Below are 13,018 nucleotides of genomic sequence, written 5' to 3' on the forward strand. Positions count from 1 at the left end.
GGAATGAATTCATTTATCCGTCCATTAGAAGGAAACAATACGTTGTGGAGATATTTTTTCGCCTTTTTGGTGATGGTAGGTTTATATGTATTCGGGAATATTGCTTACCTTTTCGCTATACTGTTTACGGTTATTGTGAATCCTGATATCACATTTGATTTGGATGAAGCTGTGCTGAGTGATCCACTGGTCGATCTTTATTTGGCTCATGTCATTTATTTATTTGCGATTCCGGGAGTATGGCTGGCTGTGCGCTTTATTCTGAAACGGCCATTTCGATCGGTCATTACGCCAAACGCTAGGATCAATTGGCGGAGAATTTCCTTTGGCTTTATTGCCTATTTCTTGCTGATAATTGCTGTACAATTGATTGATTATATGATTCATCCCGGCAGCTATTCCATGCAGGATGTTGATGCTTCACGGTTTATCTGGCTGTTAGCGGCGGCTCTCATTTTGGTTCCGATTCAGACATCAGCTGAGGAACTGTTTTTCAGAGGCTTTTTGCTTCAAGCTTTTGGCAGAGTGACGAAAAATCCTCTTATCTTGATATTGATTGTCGGAGGTTTGTTTGGCGTACTGCATTTTGCGAATCCAGAAATGAACAATGGCGCTGTCTGGGCAGGAATTGAGTATTTAACATTTGGTTTTGTGTGGACTTATTACACGATTAAAACAGGCAGTATTGAAATATCACTTGGCGCCCATGCCGCGAATAATATGTTTTTGTGTATGTTTATCACAGAAAAAAACAGTGTGTATGGAGGCATCCCTTCTTTATTTATCGTTACGCGGGGGGACCCAATGTGGGAGGCTTTATTTACGATAGCGGTCAACCTTGTGTTTGCGGGAATCGCGATATGGTACCACAAGAAATCACAAAGTAGGCAGCAAGGGTCTTAATCCCTGCTGCTTATTAATGTTTGAATGGCTTCTTTGATATTTGTTGTTGGCTGCTGGCAGGCGAAGTTTTCACAAATATACACGGTTGTTTGACCATCTATGATGCGATAATCTGCCGCGAATGGCGCGATGTCTTTGCATTGGTCAGGGTGTTCTGCCACCAGAATAGAGTCGTTGGGTTTAAAGGTTTTTTGAAGCGCAGTGATTAATTGTTTTCTGTTTGGATCGTCTGCACTTCCAAAAATAACGATTTCTTTTTTAGGCGTCACATGTTTTAACACGCTTTGCATAAAGAAAGCATGGCCGCTCGGATACGCGTCGATATCCGGCTTAAACACAGAAAACATCGTTTCCGCTTTTTCAATCAATGATAAGTCGCCTGTAACTTGTCCGAGGCGCAGCAGCTGAACGGCTGCCACGCTGTTTCCGGAAGGCACGGCGCCGTCATATACTTCTTTTTCCCGGACAATTAAGGCTTCTGCATCGTGTCCGGTGAAATAGAATCCGCTATGCTCCTCATCCCAAAATAAGCCGATCATATTGTCTGTCAGTTTCTTTGCTTTTTCTAAATAAGAAAGATCAAACGAGGCTTCATAGAGGTCCAGATAAGCCCATAGGAGAAATGCGTAATCGTCGATAAAGCCTTTGTTTTTCACTTCTCCCTCTCGGTACCGGACCATCACACGGCCGTCGATGATTAAATTGTTTTCAATAAAAGTAATGGCGTTTTCCGCTAAGCTGAGATACTTCGGTTCCTGATAAACCTTTGCGGCTTTGGCGAGACCCGCGATCATCAGCGCGTTCCATGAGGTCAGCACCTTATCATCGACATGCGGATAGGTTCTTTCTTCTCGTGTCTTCAAGAGCTTTCGTCTTGCATCCTCAAGCTTGAGGATGAGCTCTTCCTCAGTTAACCCGGCATCCGCTTTGATTTGTTCCCGCTTTGAGTGAATGAGGTTCGGAATATTTTTGCCTTCAAAGTTCCCCTCTTCAGTGATGTCATATACTTGGCAATACAGTGTTCCGAGTTCGTCTCCGAGCGTTTTCAGGATCTCTTCCTTTGACCACACGTAGTACTTTCCTTCTTCTCCTTCTGTATCCGCGTCTAAAGCGGAGAAAAAGCTTCCGTCTTCATGGGTCATTTCCCGCTGAATGAAGGTGATGATTTGCTTGCAAATCTCTTGATACCGGCTGTTTTGCGTAACTTGAAAAGCTTCTGTATAAGCGGCCAGCAGCAACGCATTGTCGTACAGCATTTTTTCAAAATGGGGAACGAGCCACTCGTCATCGGTGGAGTAGCGGGCGAACCCATAGCCGATATGATCGTATATGCCGCCATTCGCCATGCTGTCCAGCGTTTTTGTGACATTGTATAAGGCATTCTCCTGCCCCGTATTGTGGTCATAACGAAGCAAATACATGAGCATATGGGGCATCGGAAATTTCGGCGCCTTCCCGAAACCGCCGTAGATCGTATCAAAACCGCTGGCAAGCTGCTGGAATGTCCGGTGAATCGCTGCTTCACTAAGGCCTTCGCCCGATTTTGCCGCCGTTTTGGTCTGCAAATGTTTAGCAGCGTTCTCCGCAATATCCTCGACATGCTCGCGATCGTTCGCAAATGTCTCAGACAGATGCTCAAGCACATCTACAAAACCGGGACGATTGAATTTACTCGTCTTTGGAAAGTATGTACCCGCATAAAACGGCTTCTGATCAGGCGTGATAAACACATTCAGCGGCCAGCCGCCCTGCCCGGTCATCAGCTGGCAGATTCTCATATAAACAGAATCCACATCCGGCCGCTCTTCCCGATCGACTTTAATCGCCACAAACCGTTCATTGAGAAGGCGCGCGATTTCTTCGTCCTCAAAGCTTTCGTGGGCCATGACATGGCACCAATGGCAAGTCGAATAGCCGATGCTGACCAGAACTGGCTTGTTTTCACGTTTCGCTTTTTCGAAGGCTTTTTCTCCCCAAGGGAACCAGTCCACAGGGTTGTGGGCGTGTTGAAGTAAGTATGGTGATTTCTCATTGATTAATCTATTGGGTTTGTTGTTAGTTGGCATGGAATCACCTTCTTTCTATACAAATTTTTATTCAGTATTGTCTATACATTATTTAATATACCAAGAAGAAGAGACCTTTTGAGGTAATCTCTTCTTTCTTATTATGGATCTTCGGAAATATATTGTCTAATTGATTAATTAAACCATACTATAATCAGAATATTTTAAAAAATGACTTGAAAAACATTTTAAATCGAATTACCTTATCTAAGAAAGGAGGATTAAAATTTGAATATAACAATTGAAGAATTACCTGAATCAAGGATTGCTTATTTCAGAAATGTTGGGGAGTATGGTGAAAAGCAAAACAAAGAATTAATGGAGACTTTTAAAAAGTGGGCAAAATTGAATGATGTATTTGATAATTCTACAATTTTAGGCATACCGCAAGATAACCCAGAGATTACTCCTAAAGAGGAATGTCGTTATGATGTTTGTGTTGTTATAAATAAAGATTTCAATGTGAAAAAACCAGCTCATGTTGGGGGATTTTCTGGTGGGAAATACGCTGTTTTCTTGCTTGACCATACAAAAGAGGCAGTCAGAGACTTTTGGGGCAATATTTCTTCTGAGATAGAAAGAAATAATCTATCAATAAGAGAGCAACCAATTATAGAAAGATATACTCCACAAATGATTGATAGTCATTTGTGTGAAATATTAATTCCTATACAGTAAGGAAGCAGGGACATTTCCTACCTTCTATTTAAAGGACGAACAATATTAGGCCTACTATGTATTTCAGATCTAACTGCAATTGAACTACCACAAGTAAATGGCACATATATGATATTTGATGTTTAAGCAGTGGTCCCACCTGAACGTTATCCTGAGTGTGGTTTCGACATGTCTGAGGAAGATATTAAGGGTCATAGGTTAGAGAAAAGTTTTTAAACTTAGGTTTCTAAAAATTCGCATTAAATTTATTAAAAGGCAACCGAAACTGGTTGCTTTTGGTGGTTATTTTAATAGACATGGCACCAATGGCAAGTTGAATAACCGATGCTGACCAGAACAGGCTTGTTTTCGCGTTTCGCTTTTTCAAATGCTTCTTCTCCCCAAGGGAACCAGTCCACAGGGTTATGAGCATGTTGAAGTAAATATGGAGACTTCTCAGCGATCAATCTATTGGGTTTATTGTTAGTGGGCATGGGATCACCTTCTTTCTTTTTTATTTGCCTTTAGGTTACCATAATAATTATGAATAAATACAAAGATTAGCCGATTTACTTAAAAGATGGAACAATTAAGCTGGAAAAAAGCTTTTTCATCCTTCTCACTCTCCCCCTTTTTTCATGTCATCATAATTGAGATTCTTCAACACTAAATTAGCTTGTTAGAATCATATGTACTTTGAGAGAAAACACTTCTGACTCCATCGTATCACTTCATTTCAGAATCGTGACAATATGATTTTACGTTCAAACCGAACTAAATCCTGTAAATTATTTTATAAGTGATAGAATCTATAAGTGAAACGGTGAGTATTGATTTATCCAAATTACTTTTTATTACAAATACAGTATTCAAGACCCTTTTAATGGATAGTTATTCCTCTTATAATTAAGTTGCATTACAAAACTTGAGAGTGGAGATGATTCACATGAAATTGAGAAGGACAATTACTGGAGTTGCTTTATCTTTAGGATTGCTTTTACCTGTTTCTGGACAAGCTCTTGCTACAAATGATTCAACGGATGGGGATATGCGTGCGAAGGCTACTTCAATTGTGGATTGTTCTAAAACTCCATTTAAAGACGCAAGTAATAGATTATGTATGTATTCAGATAATGGCGTTTTTGCAAATAGTTTTGATCGTTATGGTACTACATTTTTCTTTAAAGGCAAAGCTGGAAATTATGCATATTATGAAAGTAAAAGTAGATAAGACAACGGGGGCTTTTAGCCCCTCAGGCTGAGAGAACATCTCTAAAAGAGTGCAGCTTTGCAGCATGTGTTTCGCTACGGCCGATTGAGGTGAAAACAAAACGTAAGTGGCAAGTTCTTCTCCCATTTGCATGTCAGAACATGAAAAAGTTCATGCATCATACATACGCTAAAAATAAAAAAATGTAGAACAACCCGGAGGATAACAAAATTGTTATCCTTTTTTATTTTTAATAATATCTACTGTCAAGTCACAAAAGTATCGCTATTGTTTGACTAATAACATGGAATAGTTTAGAATTAAAGTAAATATTTATATTTTATCCACTAGGGGAGCTTTTAGAAGCTGAGAAGAGACACAAGTCCTGACCCTTTGAACCTGATTTGGTTAACACCAGCGTAGGAAAGTGAAAAAATTAGAGAGATTTTTTATCTTATCTATATTTAAGCCACTTTCCATATGAAAGTGGCTTTATTTAGTTGAAAGGATGATAGCTGCTTAAGCCTGTTACGTCTCTATCAACACAGATAGTGATCAACGTATCAAAAGAATTATAGATGAAATTTTTCGTGTGTTAAATCCGGTGCTTCTTTTGGCAAGGGAATATGGGGGAAAGAGTATTCTTATGAGGAAGAAAGAAATATTGAGTGGCCGCATGTTCCTGACTAAGCAAATTTAATTTTAAATGACTTTCATTGACCGAAGTCAATGTACTAATGTATCAACAGGAAAAGAATTTATCTCAGTAGCCATTAAACATCCCATAGGAATTGGGAAGGGCCAAGGACCTACAAATCATTTCGCGTATCGCTCAATCATTTATCAGGAGACAACGACTTAAGGAGTGTTACGATGATTTACAAGGAATATGATGTATTTTTATTCGACTTAGACGGAGTTATTTATATAGGAGACAAAGCTTTACCAGAAGCTGTTTCTTCTTTAAAACGCCTCCGTGAAGAAAAGAAATCCATTCGTTTTTTAACGAATGATCCCTGTGTTACAAGAGAAACGATTGTTAAAAGGCTTCATAAACTTGGTATTTCCGCAAGTATTGATGAAGTGATTACTTCGGGGTGGGCAACAGCTGATTACCTTGTTAAGGCCGGAGTAAAGAGAGCGTATATATTAGGAAATGATGAACTTAAAAGCGAGATTCAAAAAGCTGGTATTGATCTTGAAGAAGACCTAGCAGAGGCTGTTGTCATTGGATGGGATTACAATATTACTTTTCAAGATATACATAAGGCGGTAAATCTCATCCGCCGTGGAGCTTCATTTATTGCTACAAATGGAGATAAAACATTTCCCACCGCTAATGGGCCAGTTCCAGCTACAGGTGCCATAGTAGCGGCTGTTAAAACGGGAGCAGATAAAGAGCCCATTATAATTGGAAAACCGGAGTCTGCTATTTTTGAAAAAGTACTTGAGTCCATTGAAGACATAGAGAGATGCGTCATGATTGGAGATACACCTGAGACAGATATGATTGGAGCGAACCGAATGGGCATAGCTTCTATCTTAGTTTCTGATCAAAATATTTTATTTCCTGTAGAACATGACTTTAGAAATCCAGATGTTGTGATCCGCGATTTAAAGTATTTGTTCAATAGTGAATTTAAGATAGAAGTACGTGAGAAACCAGATTATCTATGGACAGAACAAGTGAAAGCTGGAGTCGCTGGAATAATAATTAAAGAATCACATTCGGTTTTATTAATGAAGCGTGCTGATAATGGTCAATGGGGTATCCCTTCAGGACATGTGGAACCTGGTGAATCAGTTGAACAAGCGATAATAAGAGAAATAAAAGAGGAAACCGGATTAACTGTTAAAGTTTCTAAAATGATAGGAGTTTACTCAGATCCAAGCTCACAGACATTTATTTACCCTGACGGAAGAGTGAGCCACTTTATTACCAACTGTTTTCAATGTGAAGTAATTGGAGGGACATTGAAAAAAACGACAAAGGAGGCCTTAGAAGTTAGGTATTTTAATATTCACGAGTTACCAGATAATCTATTGCCAATGCATCCTAGGTGGTTGGAGGATGCTTTAGCACAGAAAGACCTTGCTTTTATTCGTTAAGTTCACTTTATATTTTCCATTAGTAATAAAGAAGATGCCAAAGATTAAATTGGTATCTTTTTTGTTTTTCATCCCTACAGGTTTATTCTTGATGCAGTATCAGTGAGTTAAAGATACTGAGAGTTTAAAGCTTTCTTTCTCTTTTTATTTCTGGCTATTTTAATAGACATGGCACCAATGGCAAGTCGAATAGCCGATGCTGACCAGAACCGGCTTGTTTTCGCGTTTCGCTTTTTTGAAACTTATTCTCCCCAAGGGTACCAGTCTACAGGGTTGTGGGCGTGTTGAAGCAGGTATGGGGACTGCTGACTGTTCTTTAGGATTGTACTTAGGAATACGTATTCCCACGGAAGCAATTAAAATATCCAATATAATTAGCACTGTCCCAATAACTTGAAATACCTTTATTGGTGTTCCAACGGCAAATGAAATAATTACAGATATAAACTGGGAATATTAGTGATGATGGTGTTCCTGTGTTTGTTCATTTTTGCTCTGGCAAAGGATCGTTTTTTCATGATCATGCGTTGCTGTTTCCATTTGAATGGTTACGTGGGTAATGCCTTTTTGGTCAAGTTTTTGTTCAAGCTTGCGTAAAATACCTTCACTTTCTGTAATGGTCAATTGATCGTCAACAACAGCGTGGCAAGAAAGCGCGTTTAATCCGCTTGTAATAGACCAAATGTGCAAATCATGAATGCCTTGGATTCCCTCTGTCTCTTCTATTGTAAGAATGATATCGGTCACGTCGATATTTTGCGGAGTGCCTTCCATTAATATATGGATGGAGTCTTTAGACACTTTGTAGCCGCTTCTTAGAACAAGGATAGCCACAATGACACTAGCCAGTGGATCTGCCCAGCCCCATCCAAAAAAGATGATCAGGATGGCTGCTAAAATGGCGCCTACAGAGCCGAGCATATCACTGACTACATGTAAAAAAGCTCCTTTAATGTTTAGATTATTCTTTGTATCTCCGCCACTTAACATAATCCATGCGACCAATAGATTCACCACTAATCCAATGATGCTAATAATCAGCATGCCAGTAGTTGCTACCTTTGGTGGATTAGACAAACGTTCGATTGCCTCATAAATGATATAAAGGGCAATAAGAATGAGGGCAACGCCGTTGATCATGGCTGCTAGAATCTCAAATCGTTTATAGCCAAACGTTTTATCATGGGTTGCATCTCTTTCAGCTAATGTAAAAGCAATCAGAGCAACCAACAATGAGATTGAATCACTTAGCATATGGCCTGCATCTGATAAAAGCGCTAAACTATTAGTTAAAAAGCCGCCGATAGCTTCAATCATCATATAACCTGTAATAAGAGCAAATGAGATCGCTAATACTTTTTTATTTGAACCATGCGTGTGATTGTGTCCTATTGTCATTCTCCCCCTTACCCAAAGTTCATAGTTTTACCATGCCCGCGTTCATTAAAATTAAACTTTAGCATGGGCTTTTCATATGATATGACCATATATTCACGTATGGTATATGCCTTCTTATCGTATACTGTCACGATACTCTTGCATTATTTGGTAAAGCACTTTGTTTGGTTATTGTATGTTTAAATTATCAATACTAAGGAATATGTAAGGGAGATCTTTATATAGGAGGTGTTCGCCTTACTTGGTAAGGCAAACGATTGACAACCCTTAATCTTATTATCTTTGCCATTTTAATTGTATTAACCGCATTTTTTGTTGCAACTGAATTTGCGATTGTGAAAATTAGAACGTCGAAAGTCGATCAACTCATATTAGAGGGCAAAAAAGGTGCTGTGTCAGCAAAAAAAGTTGTGACTCATTTGGACGAATATTTGTCGGCTTGCCAGCTGGGAATCACTGTGACAGCATTAGGAATTGGCTGGGTTGGAGAGTCGACTTTTGAAGTGATTCTGCACCCCTTATTTGCTTATTTTCATGTAAGTGAACCCGTCTCACATGTATTGATTTTGATCATTGCGTTTGTCATGGCGACTTTTTTGCATGTAGTGGTTGGTGAGCTTGCTCCCAAAACACTCGCGATTCAAAAAGCTGAAGCCATCACTCTTTTAACAGCAAAGCCCATCATCTGGTTTTACCGAATCCTGTATCCTTTTATCTGGTTTTTAAATGGTTCAGCCCGGTTTATCGTCGGACTCTTTGGGTTAAAACCTGCGTCGGAACATGAGCTCGCCCACTCTGAAGAGGAACTGCGCATTTTACTGTCTGAAAGCTATAAGAGCGGTGAAATCAATAAGAACGAGTTAAAGTATGTCAATAACATTTTCGAATTTGATGAAAGAATCGCTAAAGAAATCATGATTCCAAGAAGAGAAATAGTCGCGATTTCTATCGAGGATTCTTATGAATCTGTTGTTAAGACGGTTAAGACAGAGAGCTATACAAGATATCCGGTTTTAAATGGAGATAAAGATACGATTATTGGTTTTATCAATGCCAAGGAATTTTTGTCAGCTTATATTGATACGGACCAGAAAACCAAGGATCATTTCAAATTAGAACATCATATCAACCCTGTGATCCATGTGATTGAATCGGTTCCGATCCATGACTTATTAGTGAAAATGCAAAGAGAGCGAACTCATATCGCTATTCTAGTGGATGAATATGGCGGTACTTCAGGATTGGTGACTGTTGAAGATATTCTTGAAGAAATAGTAGGCGACATCAGAGATGAATTTGATGAACATGAAGTGCCTGATATTAGAAAAATCAATGATGATCATTATATTTTAGATTCAAAAGTGTTGATTGAAGATGTCAATAAACTATTGGAAACCGCGTTAGCGAGTGCAGATGTCGATACCATAGGCGGCTGGTTTATGACTCAAAATATTGATGCCGAACTTGGCTCTGAAATAGAAGCTGAGGGATATGTGTTTAAAGTCCACAAAATAGACGGCCGGCATATTCATTATGTAGAGGTAAAACCGAAATGACGAGTAAGGCAATCTGACTGTTTGTCGTCAGCCACTCAAAGCCTGTGATGATTTAGCTATTCATCCAGGCTTTTTATATTCAATTAGGAGGATAAGTATGCTATATCTGATTGGCGGTTCCTCAAGGAGCGGGAAGACAACTACAGCGAAGAGAATGTTAGCAGAAACAAAAATCCCTTATTTCTCGTTAGACTATTTAATGATGGGAATTGCGAAGGGAGTTCCAGAAATGGAGGTTGATCCAACTGATGGCGATTTTGAAAATGGAGAGCGGCTCTGGAACATCATTCACCCTTTGATGACTGCCATGGTTGAAAACAAAATAGATTACATAATAGAAGGTGTACAATTCATTCCTAGTCACGTAGCAAAGTTTGAGCAGTGTTATTCTGGAAATGTTAAGGCCTGTTTTATAGGAATAGCAGAAATAGACATAGAACAGAATATAGATAAAATGAAATTTTACTCCAGCATGACAGAGAATGATGGATTGAGAAATCTAGATCATGCTCAGACCAAATCAGAATTAGAGCGGATGAAAACAGATAGTATCCGGATAAAAGAGGAATGCCAAAAGTACAATCTTCAATACTTTGAAAGCTCCTTACATTTTAATGAAACGATAGACACAATAATAGATTATCTTGTTTACAAATAATTTATGTAGATATGCACCTTATCACAAAAGCAAGCCGAAAACAGATGCTGACGAGAAGGCTAGTTTTCGCATTTCGTTTTTAAGAAGGAAGTTCACACACGTTGTGAGGGTAATGAGCACAGAGACTTTTTGTCGAGGTTACTGAATGTGTTAACATGTTATTTTATAAAGAAGAGATCGAGGAGATGCCCCTATGAAGTTAGATGAATTTTCTATTGGACAGGTTTTTCAAACGAAATCCTTTCAATTCACAAAAGAGAATGTCATGAATTTTGCAGAAGAATATGACCCGCAATACATGCACGTAAATGAAGAGAAAGCGAAAATGGGCAGATTTAATGGAATCATTGCGTCTGGCATACAAACGTTAGCCGTGACGTTTAAGCTCTGGATTGAAGAAGGGTGTCATGAGGACGATATTATCGTGGAACAGGAATGAATCATATAAAATTCCTAGCGCCCGTCTATCCTGATGATACGCTGAACACCATCGTTAAGGTTATTGATAAAAAACCAAATAAAAGTCAAACGGGAATACTTACTGTATTGTTATCTACCTATAATCAAAATGAGGAAAAAGTGTTTGAAGGTGAGTTATCCGTATTAATGAAACGGTAACATAAGATACAAACAGGAACTGATGATAGGTTCCTGCATCAATATGGTGAAAACCATTAAGACTTCTTTGGCTTTGTCAAATCGAAACTATGTTGCACCATATCCTCAAGAGCCTCTTGTGAGAGTTTGCCATCTAAGATCACTGTATTCCAATGGTCTTTATTCATATGATAGCCGGGCTTTACCTCTTTAAAAATGCTGCGCAGGAAATGGGCACGCTCAGGTTCGCACTTAAGGTTAACGCATAGATGGCCATCAAGATGAAAGATAAGCGCAAACCATTTTTTATTCCCTTTGTGACGCAATACTGTCCACCCTTCACCAAAAGGATAGTCTTTATAGGTATCTGGATATGACAGGCAATAATTGATGATTTCCTCGTGATTCATAAACCGCCACCTCCATCTTCAAAAAAACCAATGTTTCATTTTCATGATATCACAATGTAATGAATGGATAGGTGATATTGCGGATTTAAAAAAAGCTTAAAGGAGATCAAAATCATCTAATCTCCTTTACCATCAACCATTTTTTGTGCAATTAGCTGAAAATCCTTTTCACTGATCTCAAAATGCCCAAATCGAAATGAGCATCCCCAACGCTTCTCGTCCTTTATAAAAGATAGGTAGGGGAGTAATGGGCGAATGGGTATTTCTGTGGAATGAATGAAATGTATATGTCTTCGAAAAGGCTGAAAATCATTTTCCATATCAAATTGAAAAATACGATGATCTACTACTTTGCCCAAAGCCGTAAATGTTTGACATGGCGTATTTTCCTTAAGATTGACCTTTGGAGAATAATAAATGATCCAATCACCTTTATTCATCCTTTTTAAGGGGGTTTCTTTGCCATGGCAAAGTTGTGCAAACCCGCCTTGGATTGCTTTCATGACGTGATCTCGCGAAGCCACTCCCACCCAGTATCTTTTATGTTGCACAGAGTCAGCATCCACAATCATCAGATGTGCTATTGTCTTGATTTGTATGGGTGACAGGGAAGTTCATTTCTTTCCATGCTGCAATCCCTCCAGTCAACTCTTTCACTTTATATCCGTGTTCTAATAAAATTGTTGCAACTTTTGCAGCTGTATTGCACCAGACTTCCCAACAATAAACAATGATTTCCTTTTCTTTTGGTATTTCATTTAATCGAGATTGCAGTTCTTGTTCGGGAATAATGTGAGCATCTTTTATTGTTACACTCCTTACATGAGTCGGACCGTTTCGAACATCGAGTAAGAAGTATTTCTCTGGATTCATTTGCTTTGCTTTCAAATAATCCATAGGGCTTATCGTGGCTTCAAGGCGTGCAGTAAAATAATCGAGAGCTTGCATATTGTAAAACCTCCTGTTTTTTAAAAAGATTTCCAAATTTTAAACAAAAACTCTTTAAGTAATTGTCTTTCTTGTTGATGTAACGGAGCTAATACCTCTAATTCCGTATTCATTAAAAATTCCCAACGTGAATCCAATACATCGCTACCTTTGTCCGTAATTTTAAGGCTATAAGATCTTCTATCATTAGGATTCTTTGTTCTCTCAACAAATCCTAAAGCTTCCAAATGATCGATATGGCTCACCATCGTAGTCCGGTCGATTTGCAGGCTTTCAGAAATATCTTTTTGAGATGAGTAAGGGTTTTCTTTGATAAATAAAAGAACCCCGTATTGTCTTGCGTTGATTTCATATGGTCTAAGCCCTTCAGCAAATATACTTTCCATGCGCTGAAGAACTTTTCCGAGTAGAAAGCCATAGGATTGATTCCATTTTTCCAATTCTTTCACCTCCGATTATAATCAGTTTAGCATATAATCAGCATAACTGATTAATTTCCGGAAAAC

12 protein-coding genes, 5 pseudogenes and 1 riboswitch are annotated in these 13,018 nt (G+C 38.7%); of the genes and pseudogenes, 8 read left to right on the forward strand and 9 right to left on the reverse strand.

Features of this window, described 5'->3' with window-relative positions; all coding sequences use genetic code 11:
* Positions 1-3: 3 nt before the first annotated feature.
* On the forward strand, positions 4-903 hold the full coding sequence (locus tag SC79_RS09885) for a CPBP family intramembrane glutamic endopeptidase (RefSeq protein ID WP_039075000.1): 900 nt from the start codon (positions 4-6) through the stop codon (positions 901-903).
* On the opposite strand, the gene SC79_RS09890 is transcribed toward SC79_RS09885, so the two are convergent.
* Positions 900-2,969 (reverse strand): thioredoxin domain-containing protein, encoded by a 2,070-nt coding sequence (locus SC79_RS09890; RefSeq protein ID WP_039074880.1) that lies wholly within the window; start codon positions 2,967-2,969, stop codon positions 900-902. The genes SC79_RS09885 and SC79_RS09890 overlap by 4 nt on opposite strands.
* A gap of 228 nt (positions 2,970-3,197) precedes the next feature.
* Here SC79_RS09890 and SC79_RS09895 point away from each other — a divergent pair, with 228 nt between their 5' ends.
* A complete protein-coding gene (locus tag SC79_RS09895; protein WP_039074881.1) occupies positions 3,198-3,647 on the forward strand; it encodes an AraC family transcriptional regulator in 450 nt (149 codons plus the stop codon).
* A 293-nt stretch (positions 3,648-3,940) separates the two neighbouring features.
* Here the strand turns inward: SC79_RS09895 and SC79_RS09900 are convergent.
* Positions 3,941-4,120: pseudogene (locus tag SC79_RS09900) on the reverse strand (DUF255 domain-containing protein); the annotation flags it as partial.
* 452 nt (positions 4,121-4,572) lie between these two features.
* Between SC79_RS09900 and SC79_RS09905 the strand changes: the two are divergent.
* From SC79_RS09905 to SC79_RS09910, 3 genes and pseudogenes are all read left to right on the forward strand, one after another.
* Positions 4,573-4,857 carry an LCI fold-containing protein gene (locus tag SC79_RS09905; RefSeq protein ID WP_039074883.1) on the forward strand — a complete coding sequence of 95 codons (285 nt, stop codon included), beginning with the start codon at positions 4,573-4,575 and terminating at the stop codon, positions 4,855-4,857.
* A gap of 318 nt (positions 4,858-5,175) precedes the next feature.
* Positions 5,176-5,279, forward strand: a riboswitch (TPP riboswitch).
* A 293-nt stretch (positions 5,280-5,572) separates the two neighbouring features.
* Positions 5,573-5,698: pseudogene (locus SC79_RS20980) on the forward strand (bifunctional hydroxymethylpyrimidine kinase/phosphomethylpyrimidine kinase); the annotation flags it as partial.
* 11 nt (positions 5,699-5,709) lie between these two features.
* Positions 5,710-6,945 carry an HAD-IIA family hydrolase gene (locus SC79_RS09910; RefSeq protein WP_039074884.1) on the forward strand — a complete coding sequence of 412 codons (1,236 nt, stop codon included), beginning with the start codon at positions 5,710-5,712 and terminating at the stop codon, positions 6,943-6,945.
* A 165-nt stretch (positions 6,946-7,110) separates the two neighbouring features.
* Here the strand turns inward: SC79_RS09910 and SC79_RS20550 are convergent.
* The 3 genes and pseudogenes from SC79_RS20550 to SC79_RS09915 form a co-directional block, all read right to left on the reverse strand.
* Positions 7,111-7,268 (reverse strand): annotated as a pseudogene (locus SC79_RS20550) (DUF255 domain-containing protein); the annotation flags it as partial.
* A pseudogene (locus SC79_RS20985) lies at positions 7,246-7,389 on the reverse strand (EamA/RhaT family transporter); the annotation flags it as partial. The pseudogenes SC79_RS20985 and SC79_RS20550, both read right to left, overlap by 23 nt.
* A 12-nt stretch (positions 7,390-7,401) precedes the next feature.
* Positions 7,402-8,337 (reverse strand): cation diffusion facilitator family transporter, encoded by a 936-nt coding sequence (locus tag SC79_RS09915; RefSeq protein ID WP_039075001.1) that lies wholly within the window; start codon positions 8,335-8,337, stop codon positions 7,402-7,404.
* 263 nt (positions 8,338-8,600) lie between these two features.
* Here SC79_RS09915 and SC79_RS09920 point away from each other — a divergent pair, with 263 nt between their 5' ends.
* The 3 genes and pseudogenes from SC79_RS09920 to SC79_RS09930 all read left to right on the forward strand — a co-directional run bounded on the left by SC79_RS09920 (position 8,601) and on the right by SC79_RS09930 (position 11,175).
* A complete protein-coding gene (locus SC79_RS09920; protein ID WP_039074885.1) occupies positions 8,601-9,899 on the forward strand; it encodes a hemolysin family protein in 1,299 nt (432 codons plus the stop codon).
* Between the two features lie 97 nt (positions 9,900-9,996).
* Complete coding sequence (locus SC79_RS09925; RefSeq protein WP_039074886.1) at positions 9,997-10,557, forward strand: adenylate kinase; 561 nt, start codon at positions 9,997-9,999, stop codon at positions 10,555-10,557.
* A 193-nt stretch (positions 10,558-10,750) separates the two neighbouring features.
* Positions 10,751-11,175: pseudogene (locus SC79_RS09930) on the forward strand (MaoC family dehydratase).
* A gap of 56 nt (positions 11,176-11,231) precedes the next feature.
* On the opposite strand, the gene SC79_RS09935 reads toward SC79_RS09930, so the two are convergent.
* The 4 genes from SC79_RS09935 to SC79_RS09950 all read right to left on the reverse strand — a co-directional run bounded on the left by SC79_RS09935 (position 11,232) and on the right by SC79_RS09950 (position 12,961).
* A complete protein-coding gene (locus SC79_RS09935) occupies positions 11,232-11,564 on the reverse strand; it encodes an MmcQ/YjbR family DNA-binding protein (protein WP_039074887.1) in 333 nt (110 codons plus the stop codon).
* Between the two features lie 116 nt (positions 11,565-11,680).
* Positions 11,681-12,115, reverse strand: coding sequence for an EVE domain-containing protein (locus tag SC79_RS09940; RefSeq protein ID WP_039074888.1), 435 nt, complete (start codon positions 12,113-12,115; stop codon positions 11,681-11,683).
* A gap of 4 nt (positions 12,116-12,119) precedes the next feature.
* On the reverse strand, positions 12,120-12,512 hold the full coding sequence (locus tag SC79_RS09945; RefSeq protein ID WP_039074889.1) for a rhodanese-like domain-containing protein: 393 nt from the start codon (positions 12,510-12,512) through the stop codon (positions 12,120-12,122).
* Between the two features lie 20 nt (positions 12,513-12,532).
* On the reverse strand, positions 12,533-12,961 hold the full coding sequence (locus tag SC79_RS09950) for a MarR family winged helix-turn-helix transcriptional regulator (RefSeq protein ID WP_231559186.1): 429 nt from the start codon (positions 12,959-12,961) through the stop codon (positions 12,533-12,535).
* Positions 12,962-13,018: the final 57 nt, after the last annotated feature.

The organism is Bacillus sp. MSP13, assembly GCF_000815295.1.
Taxonomy (GTDB): Bacteria; Bacillota; Bacilli; order Bacillales; family Bacillaceae; genus Bacillus; species Bacillus vallismortis.